This window comes from Amycolatopsis tucumanensis (assembly GCF_021654135.1).
GTDB lineage: Bacteria > Actinomycetota > Actinomycetes > Mycobacteriales > Pseudonocardiaceae > Amycolatopsis_E > Amycolatopsis_E tucumanensis.
This window is the reverse complement of record NZ_JAKGSD010000001.1, coordinates 594,392-615,010: the sequence shown is the minus strand read 5'-3', so window position 1 is coordinate 615,010 and position 20,619 is coordinate 594,392. Positions and strand designations below refer to the sequence as shown.

The 20,619-nt window shown below is 72.6% G+C and carries 20 protein-coding genes; 7 read left to right on the top strand and 13 right to left on the bottom strand.

The window, feature by feature from the left end; all coding sequences use genetic code 11:
* Positions 1-14 precede the first annotated feature (14 nt).
* The 5 genes from L2C96_RS03135 to L2C96_RS03115 are packed head-to-tail and all read right to left on the bottom strand — an operon-like array spanning position 15 to position 5,643.
* Positions 15-1,010: an ABC transporter permease gene (locus L2C96_RS03135; protein ID WP_237335029.1), complete on the bottom strand. Its 996-nt coding sequence runs from the start codon at positions 1,008-1,010 to the stop codon at positions 15-17.
* Positions 1,007-2,584, bottom strand: a complete 1,578-nt coding sequence (locus L2C96_RS03130) for a sugar ABC transporter ATP-binding protein (protein ID WP_237335028.1) — start codon at positions 2,582-2,584, stop codon at positions 1,007-1,009. The genes L2C96_RS03135 and L2C96_RS03130 overlap by 4 nt, the downstream gene beginning before the upstream one ends.
* Entirely contained in the window at positions 2,581-3,429 is an 849-nt protein-coding gene (locus L2C96_RS03125; protein WP_237335027.1) for an amidohydrolase family protein, read from the bottom strand. Before L2C96_RS03125 ends, L2C96_RS03130 begins: the two co-directional genes overlap by 4 nt.
* Positions 3,426-4,373, bottom strand: coding sequence for an aldo/keto reductase (locus L2C96_RS03120; protein WP_237335026.1), 948 nt, complete (start codon positions 4,371-4,373; stop codon positions 3,426-3,428). Before L2C96_RS03120 ends, L2C96_RS03125 begins: the two co-directional genes overlap by 4 nt.
* Positions 4,366-5,643, bottom strand: coding sequence for an L-fuconate dehydratase (locus L2C96_RS03115; RefSeq protein ID WP_237335025.1), 1,278 nt, complete (start codon positions 5,641-5,643; stop codon positions 4,366-4,368). The genes L2C96_RS03120 and L2C96_RS03115 overlap by 8 nt, the downstream gene beginning before the upstream one ends.
* A 149-nt stretch (positions 5,644-5,792) precedes the next feature.
* On the opposite strand from L2C96_RS03115, the gene L2C96_RS03110 reads away from it, so the two are divergent.
* The 4 genes from L2C96_RS03110 to L2C96_RS03095 all read left to right on the top strand — a co-directional run bounded on the left by L2C96_RS03110 (position 5,793) and on the right by L2C96_RS03095 (position 8,904).
* Entirely contained in the window at positions 5,793-6,650 is an 858-nt protein-coding gene (locus L2C96_RS03110) for a fumarylacetoacetate hydrolase family protein (RefSeq protein WP_237335024.1), read from the top strand.
* Positions 6,650-7,384 carry an SDR family NAD(P)-dependent oxidoreductase gene (locus tag L2C96_RS03105; protein ID WP_237335023.1) on the top strand — a complete coding sequence of 245 codons (735 nt, stop codon included), beginning with the start codon at positions 6,650-6,652 and terminating at the stop codon, positions 7,382-7,384. The genes L2C96_RS03110 and L2C96_RS03105 overlap by 1 nt, the downstream gene beginning before the upstream one ends.
* Positions 7,385-7,470: 86 nt before the next feature.
* Positions 7,471-7,845 carry a hypothetical protein gene (locus L2C96_RS03100; RefSeq protein WP_237335022.1) on the top strand — a complete coding sequence of 125 codons (375 nt, stop codon included), beginning with the start codon at positions 7,471-7,473 and terminating at the stop codon, positions 7,843-7,845.
* Positions 7,846-7,854: 9 nt separating this feature from the next.
* Positions 7,855-8,904, top strand: coding sequence for a hypothetical protein (locus tag L2C96_RS03095; protein ID WP_237335021.1), 1,050 nt, complete (start codon positions 7,855-7,857; stop codon positions 8,902-8,904).
* A 15-nt stretch (positions 8,905-8,919) separates the two neighbouring features.
* Here L2C96_RS03095 and L2C96_RS03090 read toward each other — a convergent pair whose 3' ends face one another.
* The 5 genes from L2C96_RS03090 to L2C96_RS03070 form a co-directional block, all read right to left on the bottom strand.
* Positions 8,920-9,597, bottom strand: coding sequence for a FadR/GntR family transcriptional regulator (locus L2C96_RS03090; protein WP_020419175.1), 678 nt, complete (start codon positions 9,595-9,597; stop codon positions 8,920-8,922).
* A gap of 5 nt (positions 9,598-9,602) precedes the next feature.
* Positions 9,603-9,938: an L-rhamnose mutarotase gene (locus L2C96_RS03085; RefSeq protein ID WP_237335020.1), complete on the bottom strand. Its 336-nt coding sequence runs from the start codon at positions 9,936-9,938 to the stop codon at positions 9,603-9,605.
* A gap of 52 nt (positions 9,939-9,990) precedes the next feature.
* Positions 9,991-10,671, bottom strand: a complete 681-nt coding sequence (locus L2C96_RS03080; RefSeq protein ID WP_237335019.1) for a hypothetical protein — start codon at positions 10,669-10,671, stop codon at positions 9,991-9,993.
* Positions 10,672-10,708: 37 nt separating this feature from the next.
* Positions 10,709-12,562 (bottom strand): DNA polymerase domain-containing protein, encoded by a 1,854-nt coding sequence (locus L2C96_RS03075; RefSeq protein WP_425550233.1) that lies wholly within the window; start codon positions 12,560-12,562, stop codon positions 10,709-10,711.
* Positions 12,563-12,677: 115 nt separating this feature from the next.
* Positions 12,678-13,856 carry a CynX/NimT family MFS transporter gene (locus L2C96_RS03070; RefSeq protein ID WP_237335018.1) on the bottom strand — a complete coding sequence of 393 codons (1,179 nt, stop codon included), beginning with the start codon at positions 13,854-13,856 and terminating at the stop codon, positions 12,678-12,680.
* A gap of 172 nt (positions 13,857-14,028) precedes the next feature.
* On the opposite strand from L2C96_RS03070, the gene L2C96_RS03065 reads away from it, so the two are divergent.
* Entirely contained in the window at positions 14,029-14,937 is a 909-nt protein-coding gene (locus tag L2C96_RS03065; protein WP_237335017.1) for a LysR family transcriptional regulator, read from the top strand.
* A 9-nt stretch (positions 14,938-14,946) separates the two neighbouring features.
* Here L2C96_RS03065 and L2C96_RS03060 read toward each other — a convergent pair whose 3' ends face one another.
* Genes L2C96_RS03060 through L2C96_RS03050 form a run of 3 tightly spaced genes read right to left on the bottom strand, consistent with a single transcriptional unit; the run spans position 14,947 to position 17,862 of the window.
* On the bottom strand, positions 14,947-15,552 hold the full coding sequence (locus L2C96_RS03060) for a hypothetical protein (protein WP_237335016.1): 606 nt from the start codon (positions 15,550-15,552) through the stop codon (positions 14,947-14,949).
* Positions 15,549-16,877 (bottom strand): MFS transporter, encoded by a 1,329-nt coding sequence (locus L2C96_RS03055; RefSeq protein WP_237335015.1) that lies wholly within the window; start codon positions 16,875-16,877, stop codon positions 15,549-15,551. The genes L2C96_RS03060 and L2C96_RS03055 overlap by 4 nt, the downstream gene beginning before the upstream one ends.
* A gap of 37 nt (positions 16,878-16,914) precedes the next feature.
* Entirely contained in the window at positions 16,915-17,862 is a 948-nt protein-coding gene (locus tag L2C96_RS03050) for an amidohydrolase family protein (RefSeq protein WP_020419185.1), read from the bottom strand.
* Between the two features lie 138 nt (positions 17,863-18,000).
* Here L2C96_RS03050 and L2C96_RS03045 point away from each other — a divergent pair, with 138 nt between their 5' ends.
* On the top strand, positions 18,001-19,125 hold the full coding sequence (locus tag L2C96_RS03045; protein ID WP_027936046.1) for an NAD(P)-dependent alcohol dehydrogenase: 1,125 nt from the start codon (positions 18,001-18,003) through the stop codon (positions 19,123-19,125).
* Positions 19,126-19,128: 3 nt separating this feature from the next.
* On the top strand, positions 19,129-20,574 hold the full coding sequence (locus tag L2C96_RS03040; RefSeq protein ID WP_237335014.1) for an aldehyde dehydrogenase family protein: 1,446 nt from the start codon (positions 19,129-19,131) through the stop codon (positions 20,572-20,574).
* Positions 20,575-20,619: the final 45 nt, after the last annotated feature.

The window sequence follows — 20,619 nt, the reverse complement described above, 5'->3', positions numbered from 1 at the left end:
ACTCCTTTGTTCTCTCAGGCTTCCCGTTTCCGGATCCGGTCGGTGTAGACGGCCACCAGGATCACGCAGCCGAGGATGACGTTCTGCCACTCCTGCGGAATCGACATGATCTGCAGCCCGTTGTTGAGCACCGAGATGATCAGCGCGCCGATCAGGGTGCCGATGATCGACCCCTTGCCGCCGGACAGCGACGTCCCGCCGATCACCACGGCGGCGATGGCCTGGAGCTCGTAGCCCATGCCGGTGGCCGGCTGCGCCGACCCGAGCCGGGCGGAGATCATCACCCCGGCCAGGCCGGTGAACAGCCCGGCGAACGCGTAGATCCCGACCTTCCACTTGCGGACGTCGATGCCGGACAGCGCGGTCGCTTCCTCGTTGCTGCCGATCGAGTAGGTGTAGCGGCCGAGCACCGTCTTGGTCAGCAGCACCCCGGCGATGATCGCGATCGCGGCGAGGATCAGCACCGCGTTCGGCACGTTCGGGATCAGGTTCCCGGCCGAGATCTCGATGTAGCCGGGCGAGTCGCTGAAGTAGATCGGCGTGCTGTTGGACAGCACCAGCGCCAGCCCCTCGGCGACCAGCATCATCGCCAGCGTCGCGATGAACGGCGGGATCTTCAGCAGCGCCACGTTGATCCCGTTGACCAGCCCCATCAGCCCGCCGAACAGGATCGCCAGCGGCACGCCGATCCCCAGCGGCAGTCCCGAGTTCACGATGAACACGCCGGACATCACCGCGCACAACGCCATGCCGGTGCCGATGGACAGGTCGATGCCGCCGGTGATGATGACGAACGTGGTGCCGATCGCGAGCGTCCCGATCACCACCGTGGAGAACAGGATCGCGATGAAGTTGCCGTAGGAGAAGAAGAACGGGCTGACGATCGAGAAGAACGCGTAGATCACGATGAGGCTGGCGAACGCCAGCAGCTGCTGCAGCCTGCTCCTGATCGCGCCGGTGACTCCGCCGGCCCGCTGCCGCTCCGTCACCGGAGCCTTCACCGTGGTCATGACCGACCTGCCTTCTCTTCGGGGGCGAGACCGAGCTCGGCGGCGTCGGCCGGGTTTTCGTCCGGCCGCAGGGTGGCGTAGTGCATGATGTTCTCCTGGGTCGCCTCGGCGGCGTCGAGCACGCGGGTCACGCGGCCCTCGCTCATCACCACGACGCGGTGGGACATGCGCAGGATCTCCGGGAGCTCCGAGGAGATCATGATGATCGACTTGCCCTGCCCGGTGAGTTCCCGCAGCAACTGGTAGATCTCCTCCTTCGCGCCGACGTCGATGCCGCGCGTCGGCTCGTCGAAGATGAGCACGTCGCAGTCCTTGGCCAGCCACTTGGCGATGACGACCTTCTGCTGGTTGCCGCCGGAGAGGTTCTTCGTGGTCTGGTCGAGTGACGGGGTCTTGATGCGCAGCGCGCCGATGTAGCGGCCGGCGGTCGCGCGCAGCGCGCCGTCGCGCACGAACCCGGCCCTGGTGAACTGGTCCCGCAGCGCCGACAACGCGATGTTGGCCTTGACGTCCTGGTCGAGCAGCAGGCCGAACCGCTTGCGGTCCTCCGACAGGTAGCCGATGCCGAGCTTCGCGGCGTCGGCCGGGTTGCCGATGCGGACCGGCTTGCCGTGCAGGGTCACCGTGCCCGCCTCGGTCTTGTCCGCGCCGACCAGCGCCCGCGCGACCTCGGTGCGGCCGGCGCCCATCAGCCCGGCGAAGCCGAGGATCTCGCCCTGCCGCAGGTCGAACGACACGTCCTTGAGCAGGTCCCGGGTGCGCAGGCCGTCGACCCGCAGCACCACCTCGCGGTCCGCGCGCACGCCCTCGGGACGGGCTTCGGTGTCGATGGCCCGGCCCACCATCAGCGCGATGATGTCCGGCGTGGCGGCGGTGGCCATGTCGAGCGTGTCGATGTACTCGCCGTCGCGGATCACCGTGACCCGGTCGGCGATGCGCTTGATCTCCTCCATGCGGTGGGAGATGTAGATGACGCCAGTGCCCGGCCGCACGAACCGGCGGATCAGCTCGTGCAGGGTCGCGACCTCGGCGTCGTTCAACGCGGCGGTCGGCTCGTCCATGATCAGCACGCGCGGGTCGTAGGACAGCGCCTTGGCGATCTCCACCATCTGCTGGTTGGCCACGGTGAGCTCGCCGACCACGGCCCGCGGGTCCAGCCGCAGGTGCAGCCGGTCGAGCAGCTCGGCGGCGTCCGCGTTGAGCTTGCGCTCGTCGAGCAGCAGCCGCCCGCGGCGCGGCTCCCGGCCGATGAAGATGTTCTGCGCGACCGTCAGGTGCGGCACCAGGTTGAACTCCTGGTGGATGATGCTGATGCCCAGCTCCAGCGCGTGGCGCGGCCCGGCGGGCCGGTAGGGCTCGCCGCCCAGCCGGAAGTGTCCCGCGTCGGCGGTGTGGATGCCGGACAGCAGCTTCATCAGGGTGGACTTGCCCGCGCCGTTCTCGCCGACCAGTGCGAGCACCTCGCCGGAGCGCAGCTCCAGCCGCATGTCGTGCAGCGCGCGCACGCCGGGGAAGCTCTTGTCCACGCCTTCGACTTCGAGCAGTGGTTCCGTCATCGTCGCGACCTCGCTCATCGCACCCGCTCCGGCACCCCGTAGACCGCGCTCGCGGTCCCCGACAGCACCCGCGCCCGGTCGGGCGCGGGCAGTTCGCCGATCAGCGCCGACAGGACCTCCCACGCCCGGCCGTACCCGCCGTGCGGGACGGTCATCGGCCAGTCCCCGCCGTACATCAGCCGGTCCGGGCCGAACAGCTCGACCGCCGCCTCCACCGCGGGCCGCGCGGACTGCACGGTCAGCGGCTCTCCGGGCCGCTGCAGCCCGGAGATCTTCGCGACCGTGTTCGGGTGCGCGGCCACCGTTCGCAGCGTCGCCAGCCAGTCGCGGAATCCGGCGGGGTCGGCGGGCGGCTTGCCGAGGTGGTCGACCACGATCGTCAGCTCCGGCAGGGCGGCCGCGAGGTCCGCGACCTGGCGGAGGTGCCGCGGCCAGGCGTCGGGGACGTCGAAGGGCAGGCCGCGTTCGGCGAGCAGGGCCAGCGAGCGGCGCACCGCCGGCTGGTCGAGGAAGTCCGCGCGCGGGTCGTCGTGCACCAGGTGCCGCACGCCGCGGAACGCCGGGTGCCGCTGCCGGCGGTCGAGCTGACGGCGGGCGGTGTCCGGGTCGTCGAGGCGGACCCAGCCCACCACGCCGGCGATCCAGTCGTGTTGGTCGGCCTTGGCGAGCATGAACTCGGTGTCGGCCTCGGAGTCCTCGGCCTGCACCAGGACTGCGGTGGCGATCCCGGCGGCGTCCAGTTCCCGCCGCGCCTGTCCGGCGGTGAAGGTCCGGTGCAGCGGGCTGCCGGGCGGCAGCCACGCGTAGTCGCTGACCGTGAGGTCCCACAGGTGCAGGTGGGTGTCCACGACGTGCTCGGTCATGTCCGGATCAGCCCCTTGTCCCGCAGGGTGGTCCACAGGTCGGCGGGCACGGCGGCCGTCAGCCGCGCGGCGTTCTGCCGGACCTCGTCCGGGGTGGCCGCGCCGGCGACCACCGCGCGCACCGCCGGGTCCCGCAGCGGGAAGTGCAGCGCGGCGGTGGGCAGGTCGACGCCGAACTCGGCGCAGATCCCGGCGATTTCCCGTGCGGTGTCGACAACGTCCGGGGGAGCGGTGGCGTACTCGTAGCGGCCGGCGGGTTCGGGCGTGGCGAGCAGGCCCGAGTTGAACACGCTCGCGACCGCGACGCCGATCGAGCGGGCGTGGCACTCGGGCAGCACGTCGTCCAGCGCGGACTGGTCGAGCAGCGTGAACCGGCCGGCGACCATCAGCAGGTCGACGACTCCGGTGCGGGCGGCCGCGGCGAGCGCGGCCACCGATTTCGAGCCGACGCCGATCGCCTGGACGACGCCCTCGTCGCGCAGGGCGGCGAGCGCGGGCAGGCCGGACGCCAGCGCCGGTCCGAGGTCGTGCTCCTCCGGGTCGTGCAGGTAGAGGATGTCGACGGAGTCCAGTCCGAGGCGGGTCAGCGAGTCGTCGAGGCTGCGCCGCACCCCGTCGGCGGAGAAGTCCCACACCCGGCGGTGGCCGGCGGGCACGGCGAAGTGGTTCGCCTCGTCGAGGCGGTTCGCGCCGCCCGGATCGGGCACCAGGAGCCGGCCGGCCTTGGTGGACACCACGAACTCCGCGCGCGGCTTGCCGGCGAGGAAGGCGCCCAGCCGGCGTTCGGACAGGCCGAGGCCGTAGTGCGGGGCGGTGTCGAAGTGCCGGATCCCGCTGTCCCACGCGGCTTCCAGCACCGCGTGCGCCTGCTCGTCGCTCATCGGCGCGTACAGGTTGCCCAGGTTCGCGGCGCCGAGCGCGAACGGGCCCGGAACCTCAGCCATGGGCGTACTCCCGCAGAGATGCCGCGTGCATCTCGGTGCCCGCGCCCGGGGCCTTCGGCGCGAAGTAACGTCCACTGTGGACGTCGACCGGGGTGACGAAGTGCTCGTGCAGGTGGTCGACGAACTCGATCATCCGGTCCTCGGTGGTGCCGGACACCGCGACGAAGTCGAACATCGCCAGGTGCTGCACCGCCTCGCACAGGCCGACCCCGCCCGCGTGCGGGCAGACCCGGACGCCGAACTTGGCGGCCAGCAACAGGATCGCGATGTTCTCGTTGACCCCGGCCACGCGGGTGGCGTCGAGCTGCAGCACCGACAGCGCCTTGGCCTGCAGCAGTTGTTTGAACAGCACCCGGTTGGCGCCGTGCTCGCCGGTGGCGACCGGGATCGGCGCGACCGCCTTGGCGATGGCGGCGTGGCCGAGGATGTCGTCCGGGCTGGTGGGCTCCTCGATCCAGGCGAGGTCGAACGGGCGCAGCCGCTCGATCCAGGCGATCGCGTCGCCGACGTCCCAGCGCTGGTTGGCGTCCACCGCGATCCGCACGTCCGGGCCGCACACCTCGCGCGCGATCCGCAAGCGGCGCAGGTCCTCGTCGAGGTCGGCGCCCACCTTGAGCTTGATCTGGCGGAAGCCGTCGTCCACCGCTTCCCGGCACAGGCGGGCGAGCTTGTCGTCGTCGTAACCGAGCCAGCCGGGGGTGGTGGTGTAGGCGGGGTAGCCCTCGCTGAGCAGCCGCGCTTCCCGCTCGGCGCGGCCGGGCTGGGCCGAGCGGAGGATCTCCAGCGCCTCGTCGCGGGTCAGCGCGTCGGTCAGGTACCGGAAGTCGACGAGGTCGACGATCTCCTCCGGGGTGAGCGAGGACAGCAGCTGCCACAACGGTTTGCCCTCCCGTTTGGCGCGCAGGTCCCACAGCGCGTTGACGGCCGCGCCGATGGCCATGTGCATGATCCCCTTCTCGGGGCCGAGCCAGCGCAGCTGCGAATCGTGGACCAGCTCGCGCCACAGCCCGCCCAGGTCCGCGAGCGTGGTTTCCACGTCGCGGCCGAGGAGGTGGCCCTCCAGCGCGCGGAGCGCGGCGACCTGGACGTCGTTGCCGCGGCCGATCGTGAAGACGAAACCGTGGCCCTCCAGGCCGTCGCCGGCGTCGGTGACCAGCCGCAGGTAGGCGGCCGAGTAGTCCGGGTCCGGGTTCATCGCGTCGGAACCGTCGAGCGTCTGCGACGTCGGGAACCGGACGTCGTGCGTGTGCAGGGCGACGATGCGTGCCACGGACCCACTCCCTTGTACGCCTCGGTGACGACGCCGACGATAGAGATCCGATGTCTCCGCCGTCAAGGCTCGCGCGCGGCGGGAAAGGTGGCCTAGGATCTTGGCGAGCTTGATGAAGAGACCCGACCAATACCGTGAGGAAGTGAACCGTGCACCTCGTCCGCCTCGGTCCCGCCGGCCAGGAACGACCCGCCGTCGTCGCCGGCGGCACGACCTACGACCTGACCGGGCTGACGGCCGACATCGACGGCGCGTTCCTCGCCGGGGGCGGGATCGCGGCGGTCCGGGCCGCGTTGGAGGCCGGCGAGCTGCCGGAATTGCCGGATGCGGACGCCCTGCGGGTGGGCGCGCCGATCGCGCGGCCCGGCGCGATCATCTGCATCGGGATGAACTACGCCGAGCACGCCGCCGAGTCGGGCTCGGCGCCGCCGGACGTGCCGATCATGTTCCTCAAGACGCCGAACACGCTTGCCGGGCCGCACGACCCGGTGACGATCCCGCCCGGCAGCGAGCGCACGGACTGGGAGGTCGAGCTCGGCGTCGTCATCGGCAAGCGGGCGCTGTACCTCGACTCGCCGTCGCAGAGCCTCGCGCACGTCGCCGGTTTCGTGCTCGGCAACGACGTCTCCGAGCGGCAGTACCAGCTCGTCGATTCCGGCGGGCAGTGGAGCAAGGGCAAGTGCGCGCCCGGGTTCAACCCGCTCGGGCCGTGGCTGGTGACGCCGGACGAAGTGGACCACACCGGGCTGCGGTTGCGCAGCTGGGTCAACGGCGAGCCGCGCCAGGACTCCACGACCGCGGACATGATCTTCGGGGTCGAGCACCTGGTGTGGCACCTGAGCCGGTACCTGGCGCTGGAACCGGGTGACGTGATCATGACCGGCACGCCGCAGGGCGTCGCGCTGTCGGGGAAGTACCCGTACCTGCGGCCGGGTGACGTGGTGGAGCTGGAGATCGAGGGCCTGGGCAGGCAGCGCCAGGAGTTCGTCGCGGCGGAGGTGGCGTGATGGGCGAGTTCGACGGGCTCGTCGCCGCGGTCACCGGCGGGGCGTCGGGGATCGGCGCGGCGATCGTGGCGGCGCTGCGGGAGCGCGGCGCGCGGGTGGCGGCGCTGGACCTGACCGAGGTCGAAGACGGCGTGCGGGTCGACGTGAGTGACGACGAGTCGGTGCGGCAGGGGATTTCCGCGGTGGTGGACCGGTTCGGCGGGCTGGACATCGTGGTGAACAACGCGGGCATCGGGGCGCAGGGCACGGTCGCCGACAACGACGACGCCGAGTGGCTGCGGGTGCTGGACGTGAACCTGCTCGGGATGGTGCGGGTGAGCCGGGCGGCGCTGCCGCACCTGCGCCGGTCCGGCGCCGCGGCGATCGTGAACGTCGGCTCGATCGCGGCGACGGCCGGGCTGCCGCAGCGGGCGTTGTACAGCGCGTCGAAGGGTGCGGTGGCGGCGTTGACGCGGGCGATGGCCGCCGACCACCTGCGGGAGGGGATCCGGGTCAACTGCGTGCACCCGGGCACGGCCGACACGCCGTGGATCGGGCGGCTGCTGGAGCGGGCGGAGGACCCCGAGGCGGAGCGCGCGGCGCTGGAGGCGAGGCAACCCCACGGGCGGCTCGTGTCCCCGGCGGAGGTCGCGCACGCGGTGGTCTACCTGGCGAGCCCGCTGGCGACGTCCACGGCCGGGGTGGGCGTGGCCGTGGACGGCGGGATGCAGGACCTGCGGCTGCGGCCGCGTTGACCGGCTTTTCCCGGAAACGGCGTACAAGGCCCCTCGGTCGGCGCTAATCTCCCCTTGTCCGGATTCCGCTGGGGGAGGGGAGTTCCGTGGACCTGGTTGTGGACGCGCCGGAGCTGCGCAGGTACGCCACGAGCGTGCTCGGTGGCGAGGGCGCCGGTGGCGGGGTGGTCGATTACCTGCGGGACGGTCATGCCCTGCTGCGCGACATCGCGATCGAGGCGGAGCAGGGTGTCCTGCAGGGCGGGTGGGGCAAGACCGGGCAGTTCCAGGAGGGGCTGCTGCGGTTCGCCCGCGAATTCGCCGCGAAGGTGACGGAGTTCGTCAACGAGGAAGGCGATTTCATCGCGTTCCTCGACGGGCTGCGTGAGCGGATGCTCGCCTCCGCGGACGCCTACGAAGGAGTCGAGGCGCAGAACGTCCAATCGCTGAGCTCGATAGCCAAGGCGCTGAATCCGGAGTAGGGGGACGACATGGCGCAGCGGTGGTACTCCGAGGACGCCGGTGGTCCGGTCGCCGATCTCGACCCGGTGTTCCGCGACGGTTACGCCCCGGCCTTGCACGGCATGCTGAAGGCGCTGAGCGTGGTCGACCCGCAGGGGCCGCCCTGGGGACCGGTGTGGGCGCACACCGAGGACCTGCTGGACCAGTCGACGGAACTGCGCTCGACGGACAACAACCTGGGGCCCTCGTTCAACTACCGCGTCGCCCCCGGGGTCACCCTCTACCCGATCATGCAGGGTTCGGTGCACGGCGATGGCAGCCGGGACCTCAGCGTGGAGGAGTTCTTCAGCCACGCGGAGATCCTCAGCGGTCAGGACGTCGGCAAGGTGAAGGGCAACGCCGGCCGCGACCCCGCCGCGCTCGCGCTGCAGGACGGCGGCTGGATCGAGCGGGCGGGCAGCGCGCTGGAGAACACCCGGGCGTCCGGCCGATCGCTGTCCGAGTACGGCCGCCTGGAAACCCTGCAGGTGGGCAACGGGTGGTGGGCCGCGCACTGGAGCGGGCCGCCGGGCTCGGTGCCGCACGAGGCGCAGGCGCGGTGCTCGACGATCAACGAGTGGTACGACCACTTCCGCGCCTCCGCGCTCACCGTGCTGGCCGAGTCGCTCACCCGGTTCGGCGCGATCGTCCACGGCGCGCGGTTCAACCTGAACAGCCTGATGGGCGCGTGCGTGGAGCAGCTCGAGAAGTTCGACGCGCAGGGCGAGGTGAGCCCGGGCCTGTCGACCGGGTGGAAGACCTACCGGGGGATCGTCGACCTCGCGACCGCCGGCCCGATGGCCCCGTTCACGATCACCGACAAGATGATCGAGGTGCTCCAAGCCAACGGCACGGAGAACCTGGACGGCGGCGGGTTCTACGGCACCCTCTACAGCTTCCTGCAGAAAGCCGACGCGCTGATGCACCGCACGGTGGACGAGGTCGACACCCTGATCAGGGAGATGAACGCGAAGTTCGTCATCGCCGATGCCGACCTGCACGCCCCGTCCTGGACGGGACCCGCGCCGGGGATCGCCTGAGCTGGTCCCCGGCCGCTACTCGACCAGGGTCTGGCGCAGCCACTGCTCCACGCCGGCGATGTGGACCGTCGCGGCGGCGCGGGCGACGTCGGGCTGCCGGGCGGCCAGTGCGTGCAGGATGGCGCGGTGCTCGGCGAGCGTCCGCTCCGCCACGCCCTCCTGCGTGATGCCCCGCCACGTCCGCGCCCGCTGCGTGCGCCCGGACAGGCTTTCCAGCAGCGAGGCCAGCACGGAGTTCCCGCAGCCACCGGCGATGCGGCGGTGGAACTCCAGGTCGTTCTCCACCAGCTGGTCCACCGTGGGCCGGTCGCCGAGCGAGTCGAGCAGCTTCGCGAGGTCCTCGAGGTCGGAGTCGGGCATGTGCCGCGCCGCCATCTCGGTCACGGCGGGCTCGATGACGCGGCGCGCCTCCAGGAACTGCAGCACGGTGTCGTCGCGGTGGAAGTCCACCACGAACCCCATCGCGTCCATCAGCAGCGACGGCTCCAGGCTCGTCACGTACGTCCCGTCGCCGCGGCGCACGTCCAGCACGTGGATCAGCGACAGCGCGCGCACCGCCTCGCGCAGGGAGTTGCGCGACAGGCCGAGCCGGTCGGCGAGGTCGGCCTCCCTGGGCAGGCGGTCGCCGGGGCGCAGCTCGCCGTCCACGATCATCTGCTTGATCGCCTCGATGGCGTCGTCGGTGACGGACATGCCGCTCAGCGTTCCTTCCCGGCCAGCTGCCCGGCGAGGCTCCACACCATCGGCAGCCCGTCGTCGGCGCCGGAGTAGTCGTCCGGCGTGGCGTGCAGTGGCCCGACGGTCTCCTGCCAGCGGACGTTCGCCGGGTGGTCGCGCAGCGCGTGCCGCATCCGCCGGTAGTCCTCGACCTCGACGAGGTGGAACAGGTGCGTGCCGTCGCGCCAGATCCGCCAGTTCCGGACGCCACTGCCGACCAGTGCGGCCGCCACATCGGAGGGGATGGACCGGTGCACGGCCTCGTAGTCCAGCTCCGAGCCCGGCTTCAGCTCCGTGTGCAGCGCGATCTCCGGCATACCCGCTCCTTGTCCACGACGTAGAGGCAGGATACATCGGATCTTTCGCGGATCAGTGCAGGATGTTCACGGCCCGCGCGACGACCAGCACCACCAGCACGAGGGACACCACCGACTGGGCCAGCATGGTGAGCTTCGCCCACGGCCTCAGCGGCAGCACGTCGGTGGGGCTGAACGCGGTCGCGTTGGTGAAGGCCAGGTACAGGTAGTCCACATAGGCCGGTTCCCAGTCGCGCGGCGCCAGCCCGGGGCTGGTCATCTGCGGGAACAGCAGGTCCGGGTACTCCTGGGTGCCTGCCGCCCGCGCGGCCGGGCCGCCGCGGTCGAACTCCCAGTACCACAGCGAGAACACCACGACGTTGGTGAGGTACACGCCCGCCCCGGCGGCGAGCAGCGGGCCCGCATGGTCGCCGATCGAGCCGTCGAGGATGTGGCCGACCAGCAGCACCGCCGAGCCGGCGTTGCCCGCGCTCACCACCAGCAGCAGGGACAACGCCACCTTGCGCGCGTGCCGGTGGTCCCCGGCCGCGCGGCCGGGGCCGAGCGCCACCAGCGTCAGCAACAGCAGCGCCGACAACCCGGGCAGCAGCCAGTCCGGCTGGATCACCAGGCGGTCGGGCAGGAGCACCTGGACGCCGATCACCGCGCCGATCGTGACCGCGGCAGGCCACCGGTGCGCCCCCGCGGTGGCGCGCCGCCACGCCGGCAGTTCACCGCTGTCGTGCGAGCTCATGCGCGGATCATCCCCCACCGGCCGCGGTGGTTCCGGTTCAGCTCTCCAGTTCGGGCAGCTGCTGCGGCAGGCCGATGAGCGGCGCGAGCGGGTCGCCCGCCTCGGCGACGCGGTCGAGGACGGTGCGGACGGTCCAGCGGTCCGGGCGCAGCGCCGGGTCGTCGAGCTCGTCCCAGGTGATGGGGACCGAGACCGGCGCGCCGGGAGCCGGGCGTGGGCTGAACGGCGCGACCAGGGTCTTGTTGATCGCGTTCTGGGTGTAGTCGAGGCGGGCGAGACCGCCGCGCTCGTTCTTGTACCACCGCCAGCTGACCAGGTCGGGCAGCACGCGGCCGACGACCCGGGACAGGGTCTCGACCCAGTTGCGGGTGTCGGTGAAGGTGTAGCCGGGGGCGACCGGCACCCAGATCTGGATGCCGCGCTGCCCGGTGACCTTGGGCATGCCGCGCAGGTCCAGGTGGTCCAGCGCGGTGCGGTAGAGGCGGGCGAGTTCGACGATGTCGTCGAAGCCGGTGGTGGTGCCCGGGTCGATGTCGATCAGCGCCCAGGTGGGCTGGTGCACGTCGGGCAGCCGCGAGGTCCACGGGTGCAGCTCGACGCCGCCGAAGTTGGCCATCCACACCAGGGCGGGCACGCTGTCCAGCACCGCGTAGCACTGGGTCTCGCCGGGGTCGGCTTCGGTGTTGTGCCAGCGGTTGAGCCACTCCGGGGCGTGGCTCGGCACCTCCTTGTGCCAGAAGCCGGGCCGGTCCACGCCGTCGGGGTAGCGGTGCGCGTTCACCGGACGGCCGGCGAGGTAGGGCAGCATGTGCGGGGCGATCCGAGCGCTGTAGCGGATGAGGTCCCGTTTGGTCACCGGCGGTTCGCCGCCCGCGCCGGGGAACAGCACCTTGTCCAGGTTGGTGAGCTTGAGGCGGCGCCCCGCGATCGTCCAGGTGCCGGACTTGCCCATCTCGTCCAGCGCGGCGAGCTCCTCGTCCGATGGGGGAGTCCACTGTGGAGCCAGCGGCACCTCGGCCTCGGCGGCGGGCACGCCGCTGCGCCACATCGCCTCCGGCGCGGCGGCGACCTCGTCGTTGGTGCGGCCGGACTTGACCGACCGGGGCAGCTCCTCGGGGTCCCAGCCCGGCCGGGCGTCGTCGTCGTGCTTGTGGATCAGCAGCCACTGCTCCTTGCCCCGGCGTTCCGTGCGGACCAGGGCGAACCGGCCGGCGAGCTTCTCCCCACGCAGGTCGAAGTGCAGCTCGCCGTCGTCGATCGCCCGGGCCGGGTCGGCGCCGTCGGCGGGCTCCCAGGTGCCCCGGTCCCACACGATGACGTCGCCGCCGCCGTACTGGCCCTTCGGGATGACGCCCTCGAAGTCGGCGTATTCGAGCGGGTGGTCCTCGACGTGGACGGCGAGCTGACGCACCCCGGGGTCCAGGGTCGGCCCCTTCGGCACCGCCCAGCTCGCGAGCACGCCGTCGACCTCCAGGCGGAAGTCGTAGTGGAGCCGCCGGGCGCGGTGCCGCTGCACGACGAACCGCCGCCCGGACGCGCCGCCCGCCGCGGCCCCGGCGGGCTCCCCGGTGACCGAGAAGTCCCGCTTGGCCCGGTACGAGGCGAGCCGGTCGGTCTTCCGTCGGGCAGGGCTCACGCCAGGTGAGTACCCAGGCCGGGGCGCGCTCATGCTCCGGGCTCCGCGATCAGGGCGAGCATCGGCACCAGGAAGCGGCGCGCGATGTCCCGCAGCTGCTCCCTCGTCGTCCAGGTCGACGAGCAGGCTCGGGGTGACCAGGAACGACGCGGAGATCCGCACCATGCGTTCCGCGACGAGCTCCACCTCGGCCTCAGGGGACACCGTTCCTGCGGCCTGTTCGCGGCGCAGCTTGCCCGCCACGAAGCTCCGCACGGTCGCCATCGTGCGGGCGGCCCTTGGACATCGCCGGCTGTCCCGGCGTGGCGGGCGAACTCGCGGCCGTCGCGCCGCGGCCACGGCCGCGCCACCGGGAGGATCCGCTCCGTGATCAGGGCAGCGGCGCGGCGGAGGTGACCACCGGCTCCGGCGGGCGCAGCAGGCCGGGTCGCGCGGCGGCGAGCCCGCACACCAGCTCGGGCGCGACCAGCAGGAGCAGCAGCCAGATGGAGGCGTGCCAGCCGCCGGTCGTGGTGTGCAGCAGGCCGAACGTCAGCGGGCCGGTGGCGGCGAGGAGGTAACCACCGGACTGCGCCATGCCCGACAGTCGCGCCGTGATCTCCGCCGTGGGGGACCGCAGGTTGAGCAGCGTGAGGGCGAGCGGGAACGCGCTGCCGGTGGCGACGCCGAACACCACCGTCCACAGCCACCCCGCCCCGGGCGCCACCAGCAGGCCGCCCAGTCCGAGGACCATCAGCGCGGCCACCGCGAGGACGAGCGGCCGCTGGTCCCGCATCCGGGCGGCGAGGACCGGCACGGCGAACCCGAGCGGGATCCCGATGACGATGATGACCGAGTTCATCGTGCCCGCCGTGGCGGCCGGGAAGCCGTGCTCGCGCATGATCTGCGGCAGCCACGACGTCAGTGTGTAGAACATCAGCGACGCCATGCCCATGAACACCATCACCGACCAGGCCAGCGGCTCGCGCAGCAGCGAACCCGCGGCCTGCTGAACGGGTTCGGCGGCGCGACGGCGGGTGAGCGGGCCCCACGCGAGTGCCGCGACGAGCGCCGGGACCGCCCACGCGACGAGCGCGAGCCGCCAGCCGCCCGCCTGCTCCAGCGGCACCGCCAACCCCGCGGCGGCCGCGCCGCTGACGGACATCAGCATCATCGCCAGGCCGGTGAACGTGCCCGCGCGGCCGGGGAAGGCGTGCTTGACGACCGCGGGCACCAGCACGTTGCCGGTCGCGACACCGGCTCCGGCCAGCACGGTCCCGGCGAACAACGCCGCCCGGCCGGGGATCGCGCGCAGCAGGAGCCCGGCCGTGAGCACCACGAGCGCCGCGGTGATCGCCGCCTCGGTGCCGATCCGGCGGGCCAGCGCGGGCGCGAGCGCGGAGAACAGGCCCACGCACAGCTCCGGCAGGGTGGTGAGCACGCTGACCTCGACGCCGGTGAGGCCGAACTCCTCCCGCAGCTCGCCGAGCACCGGCGGGACGCCGGTGATGGCCGCGCGCAGGTTGAGGGTCAGCAGCACCAGGCCGACCGCTAGCCAGATCGCCCTCACCGGCGGGCGGACCAGCGGACGAGCGCGGCGGCGATTCCGGTCGCCACCACGGTTTCGGCGAACAACGACAACCACACGGTGATCATGCGGGCACCTCCTGGTTCCAGCGTGCGTCGCCGGACCGGGTAGGTCCAGGTTGTGTTTCCGGACATGACCGTGAAGAATCAGCTACATGATCGACCTGCGGCGGCTCCACGTGCTCCGCGCGGTGGACCACTACGGCACGGTGCGGGCGGCGGCGGAGGCCCTGCACTTCACCCCGTCGGCCGCATCGCAGCAGATCCGCCAGCTGGGGCGGGAGCTCGGGGTGGCGCTGCTCGAACCCCACGGCCGCCGCGTGCGGCTGACGCCGGCGGCGCAACGGCTCCTGGCGCACGCGGACGAGATCCAGGCGCGCTGGGAAGTGGCCGAGCGGGACCTGCGCGCCGACGACGACCAGCCCGCCGGGCTGCTGCGGCTGGCCGGGTTCCCGGGCGCGGTGAGCGCGCTGCTCGCCCCGGCCGCCGCCGCGCTCGCCGCCCGTCACCCGCGGCTGACCCCGCGGATCCGCGAGGCCGAGGCCGGGAACTGCTTCGACCTGCTGTTCGACGGCGACGCGGACCTGGCAGTGGTGGAGGCCAAACCGGACGAGCCGCCCCGCGACCGGGCCCGGTTCGACCAGCGTCCGCTGCTGGACGACCCGTTCGACCTGCTGGTTCCGGCCGGCCACCGGCTCGCGGCCCGGGAACGGGTGGAGCTCGCCGAGGCCGCGGACGAGCCGTGGATCGTGCCCGGCGCGCCGTGCACGTGCCGCACCCACGTCCTGTCCGCCTGCGGCGCGGCCGGTTTCACCCCGCCGGTCGCCCACGACGCGGTCAACTGGGAGGCGACGATCGCGCTGGTGGCGCACGGGCTCGGGGTGGCGCTGGTGCCGAGGCTGGCCCGGGTCCCCGAGACCGCCCCGGTGGTCCGGCTGACGTGCGCGGAGGAGCCGCGGCGCAAGATTCTGACGGTCACCCGGCCGGGCGCGCGCGGCGCCGCTGGGGTGGCCGCGGCACTGGCGGAGCTGGAGCGCCTGACGCCCGCCCTGCTCACCCGGTGAGCGGCTGGCTCAGCCCGGACCGGGGTGGGCTGCGATCACGGGGGCGAGCAGCTCGGCCGCCCGTCCCGGGGGGATAACCTCCGCGGGCGTCAGCTTCCGCGTCGTGACGCTGCCCGGATCCTCGTACACGTGCTCGCCTTCGAGCCTGCCCTGCTCGTCGTACGGCCAGATGAAGGCCGCGCGGCAGCTGACCAGGTAGGTCGCCGCCGGATCGTCCACGTCGGCGCCGGTGCGGGCCAGGAAGCGGCCGGGCAGCTGGCGGTGGAACCAGGCCTCGGCGGCGAAACCCCAGTCCGCGACGGCGGGCCGGAGCGCGGTCGTCCACAGCACGAGGGCTTCCGCCCGCCGCACCTCGTCGTAGAACCGCCCGATCTCCTCCAGCCCGGTGAGGACGATGTTCGCCCGGCCCTCGCCCAGGCGGTAGACCGGCTCGGCGGCCATCATCGCCGGTGTCAGGAACTCGTGGTGGCGCCCGGCCACTTCGAGCAGGACGTGCTGCCGGAAGTTCAGCAGGATGCGCCGGTGGTGGGGGTCGGCGGTCCGGGTCAGGAGTTCGTCGACGGCGTCCATCTGGTGCACGAGCTGGTGCTCGTGGCCGGTGAGCACCGCGGTCACGACGCGGCCCGCCCGGGGACGCGGGGCCCGAAGGTCAGCACCAGCGCGGCCACCACGGGGGCGAGCGCGAAGGCCAGGAACCCGGTGGCGGTGCCTGCGCCGGAGGCGACGATGAGGCCGCCGTAGATCGGGCCCACCACCCCGCCGATGCGGCCGAACGCGAGCGCCAGCCCGAGCCCGCTGCCGCGGTTGGACGGCGGGTAGTAGGTGGCCATGTAGGAGTTGAGCAGGTTCTGCGTGCCCGCCCCGCCCGCGCCGACGAAGACCACCAGCAGGTACACCAGGGCGGGCGCGGGCTGCTGGGACAGCGCGGCCAGCGCCAGCGCCGCGGAGCAGAAACCGGCGATCACCACGTACTTGGGGCCGACCCGGTCGGCGACGGCCGCGCCGGCGAGCGAACCGAGGACCGCGCCGAGGTTGAGGAACACCAGGAACGACAGCGCGGAGCTGATGCCGTACCCGGACTTCATCATCAGCGAGGGCAGCCACGTGTTGGTGCCGAACATCAGCAGCAGGCACAGTGCCGTGCCGATCCAGAAGACCACGGTGGCGCGCAGGTGCCGTCGCCCGAACAGCGACCCGGCCGCGGCGAACGGGCGCTCCCGTCCCGTGACCGGCTGCGCGCCCGGGATCTCGGTGAGCTCCAGCGGCAGCCGGAACCGGTGGATCTGCTCGCGCGCGGCCGCGATCCGTCCTTTCGAGACCAGGAACGACACGGATTCGGGCAGCCTGCGCAGCGCGAACGGCAGCAGGATCAGCAGGGGCAGCACCCCGATCCAGAACAGCGCGCGGTAGCCCCAGGCCGGCACCAGCCAGATGCCCAGCAACGCCGAGAGGATGCCGCCGAGCCCCACTCCGACGAGGGCGAGGGAGACGTTGAGGTTGCGCCTGCCCTCCGGCGAGAACTCGACGACCATGGACAGTGCCGTGGGCATGAACCCGCCGCCGCCGATGCCCACGATGAGCCTGCCGACGAGCAGCACTTCGGGGGTGGGCGCCACGGCGCACAGCAGCATGCCGAGCGAGAAGACGGTGACGGTGGCCAGGTAGATGCGGCGGCGGCCGATGATGTCGGTGAACATGCCGGCGACGAGCGCGCCGAGCAGCATGCCGAACACGGCCGCCGAGCCGATCACCCCGGCGTAGCCCGGGCTCAGCGTCCACCCGGGGTGCTGGAGCAGCGAGGGCACGGCGACGCCGAAGACGTAGATGTCGTAGCCCTCGAAGATCAGGGCCGCGCCGCACAGCAGCATGATCGCGGGCGACGTCCGGGTCACGGTGACCCTGGCCGCGCCGTGGCCGACGGTGGTGGGCGTGGTGCTCACTTGGACCTCCTTGTGCAAGCGAACAGGTCGGGGCCGGCTAGCGCAGGGCCTTGGTGTTGCGGCGGAACAGATCGAGCCAGCTGCCACCGGCCGGGCAGGCGCCCGCCTTTTCGATCTCGCCGATCCCGGCCAGCACCTGGGCGGGCCGGGTGAAGCAGTAGTCGGTGCCGAAGAGCAACCGGTCGGTGCCCACGACGGAGGCGAGTGTGGACAGCGCGGTCGGCATGGGGGTGCCGGCGCAGTCGAACCACAGCTTGCCGAGCTGGATGCGGGCGCTCTCCGCGGGATCGCCGTCGCCGATGCCGAGCGCCCTGCCGCGGAACAGTTCCACCCGGTCCATCAGCAGCGGCAGGACACCGCCGCTGTGCGTGAACACGAACCGGATGCGCGGGTGGCGGAGCAGGACGCCGGCGAAGATCAGGTCGACGACGGTGCGGGCCGTGTCGAACGGGAACTCGATCATCGGCAGCGGCCGTCCCAGCGCGACCGCGTCGGCGTTGAGCGGTTTCGTCGGGTGCACGAACAACACGGCCTCGTGCCGGTCGAGTTCGGCCCACAGCGGCGCGTACCGCGGGTCGCCCAGGTACACGCCGTGCGCGTTGGACATCACCGAGAACCCGGCGACCCCGCTTTCGGCGCGGACCCGGCGGATCTCGGCGATCGCGCCGTCCACATCGGGCAGCGGCAGGGACGCGAACAGGCCGAAGCGGCCGGGGTGCGCCGCGGCCACCGCGATGCCGAAGTCATTGACGTGCCGGGCCACGTCCCTGGCGATGTCGTCGTCTCCGAAGTGGACACCGGGGGAGGAGATCGACAGCAGTGCCTGGCCGATCCCGGCGTCGTCCATCAGCCGCAGGTGCTCCTCCGCCGACCAGGACGGCCACCCGGGCATGCCGTCGGGAACGTCGTGCCCCGCCTGCCGGGCCGCCGCGATGTAGTCGCCGGTGACGAAGTGGGAGTGCACGTCGACGAGTGATGAGGTCATTTCCGCCCTTCCGGGTCAGTGCGCGGACCGGGGAACCGGGTGCGCGGCTGGACATCGACCGTGCTCGCCACAGTATAGTCTCGTATCACAGGATACAAGACCTGATAATCAGGACTCAGCTACTCTGGAGGGGCGACGATGCCCGTAGTGACCTCGGCCGCGGTGGTGTCCGGTCCGGACAGTCCGTTCCGGCTCACCACCGTCCACCTGGACCACCTGCGACCCGGCGAAGTCCTCGTACGGATGCGGGCAGCCGGGATGTGCCACACCGATCTCAGCGTCCGCTCCGGCGTCATCCCGTTCCCGCTGCCCGGCATCCTCGGGCACGAGGGCGCGGGCGAGGTCGTCGCGACCGGCGGCCACGTCACCCGGGTGCGCCCGGGGGAGCGGGTGCTGCTCACCTTCACCTCGTGCGGCCGGTGCGCCGCGTGCCGGTCCGGCCACCCCGCGTACTGCGCGCAGCACCTGACGGCCAACCTGCTGGGCGGGGCGCGCGCCGACGGCTCGCCCACCGTCCGGGACGCCGCCGGCCGGCCGCTGCACGCGCACTTCTTCGGGCAGTCGTCCTTCGCGGAGATGGCGATCGCCGACGAACGCAGTGTGATCCCGCTACCTCCGGACACCTCCGACGACGAGCTGATCACGCTGGCGCCGCTGGGCTGCGGTTTCCAGACCGGCGCGGGCGCGGTGCTCAACGTGCTGCGGCCGCGGCCGGGCGCCTCGCTCGTCGTGGCAGGCGCCGGCGCGGTCGGGCTCGCCGCCGTCATGGCCGCCGCGTCCACGGCGGCGGAGCGGATCATCGTCGTCGACCGGGTGCCGTCCCGGCTGGACCTGGCTCGTTCGCTCGGCGCGACCGAGACCGTTCACGCGACCGGGCAGGACCTTAGGCAGGACCTGCTCGACCGCACCGGCGGCGCCGGGGTGGACCTCGCGATCGAGACCACCGGCAACGTCGCCGTTCTGGAAGGGCTGATCGGAGCGCTCGCGGTGCGCGGCACCTGCGCGGTGATCGGCGCCCCGCACGCCGGGTCCACCGCCGCCTTCGACGTCAACGCCCTGCTGCCCGGACGGCGGATCGTCGGGGTGACCCTCGGCGACAGCGAGCCCGAGTCGTTCGTGCCGCACCTGATCGCCCTGCACCGGGCGGGCCGGTTCCCGCTGGACCGGCTGATCCGGCGCTACCCGTTCGCCGACATCGAGACCGCCGCGCGGGATGCCGCGTCGGGCGAAACGATCAAGCCCGTCCTGGTCTTCGGAGCGTGACCCGTGCGCACTGACACCCTCACCCCGCTCTGGTACGGCGGAGAGCACCACCCGGCCGCCGGTGGCACCTTTCCCGACATCTCGCCCGTGACGGGCGAACCGGTGGCGACCGTCGCCGCGGCGACCGCGCGCGACGCGGAAGCCGCCGTCACAGCCGCCGCGGCAGCGCAGCGGGCCTGGGCCGCGACCGGCGTCGGCGAACGGCGGCGCGTCCTGCTGACCGCCGCGGACATCCTCGAACGCGACCTGGACGCCCACCGGCACACGCTGGCCCTGGAGACGGGCGCGGTCCGCGGGTGGGCCGACATGAACGTGCGGGAGGCGGCGGCGACCCTGCGGGAGGCGGCGGGCCTGGTCACCGTCGCCACGGGGGAGATCCTGCCCTCCCACGACCCGGGGACCGTCACGTTCTCGCGGCACGAGCCGGCCGGGGTTGTGCTCGCCCTGGTGCCGTGGAACGCGCCGGTGATCCTCTGCGCCCGCTCGATCGCCATCGCCCTCGCCGTGGGCAACGCGGTGGTGGTGCGGCCCAGCGAGCACGCGCCGATCGCCGCGGGCCACCTGCTGGCCGGCGCGCTGCACGAGGCCGGCCTGCCCGCGGGCGTGGTCGGCGTCGTCACGACCGACGCCGCTGCCGGGCCGGAGGTGACGGCCGCGATGATCGCGCATCCGGACGTGCGGCGGGTGGTGTTCATCGGCTCCACGCCGGTGGGCCGGTCGATCGCGGAACTGGCCGGCCGTGCCCTGACTCCGTCGGTGCTGGAGCTGGGCGGCAAGAACGCCACGATCGTGCGCGCCGACGCGGACCTGGAAGCGTGGACCCCGGCGCTGGTCACCGCGTCGTTCGCCAACAGCGGGCAGGTGTGCATGTGCACCGACCGCATCATCGTGCACGCCGACCGCGCCGGAGAACTGGTGACGCGCCTGTCCGCGGCGGCCGAAGCCCTGGTGACCGGGGATCCCCGCGACGAGCGCACCGATCTGGGGCCGCTGATCGACGGGCGGGCCGCGGAGCGGTTCCGCGCGCTGGTCGCCGACGCGGTCGGCAAGGGTGCGCGCGTCCGGTCGGGCGGCCCCGACGTCGACGGCGGTCTCGCCCGCCCGACCGTGCTCACCGGCGTGGGCCCGGACTGTCGCCTGTGGACCGAGGAGGCGTTCTCCCCGGTGGTGTCGGTGCATCCGGTGACCGGCGACGAGGAGGCGGTCGCGCTCGCGAACTCCTCCGAGTACGGCCTCATCGCCAGCGTGATCACGGCGGACACGGCGGCGGCGGAGCGCCTGGCCGGGCGGTTGCGCACCGGCGCGGTGCACCTCAACGGTCCGTCGGTCGGGGACGAGCCGCACGTGCCCTTCGGCGGGCTCGGCGCGTCCGGGTTCGGCCGGCTCGGCGGTCTGGAGTCGGTGCGCACGTTCACCGAGCAGCGGACGTTCTACCGGCACGAGGCATGACGGAAGGAGCCGCCCAGGCGTGCCTGGGCGGCTCCTTCCGCGTGT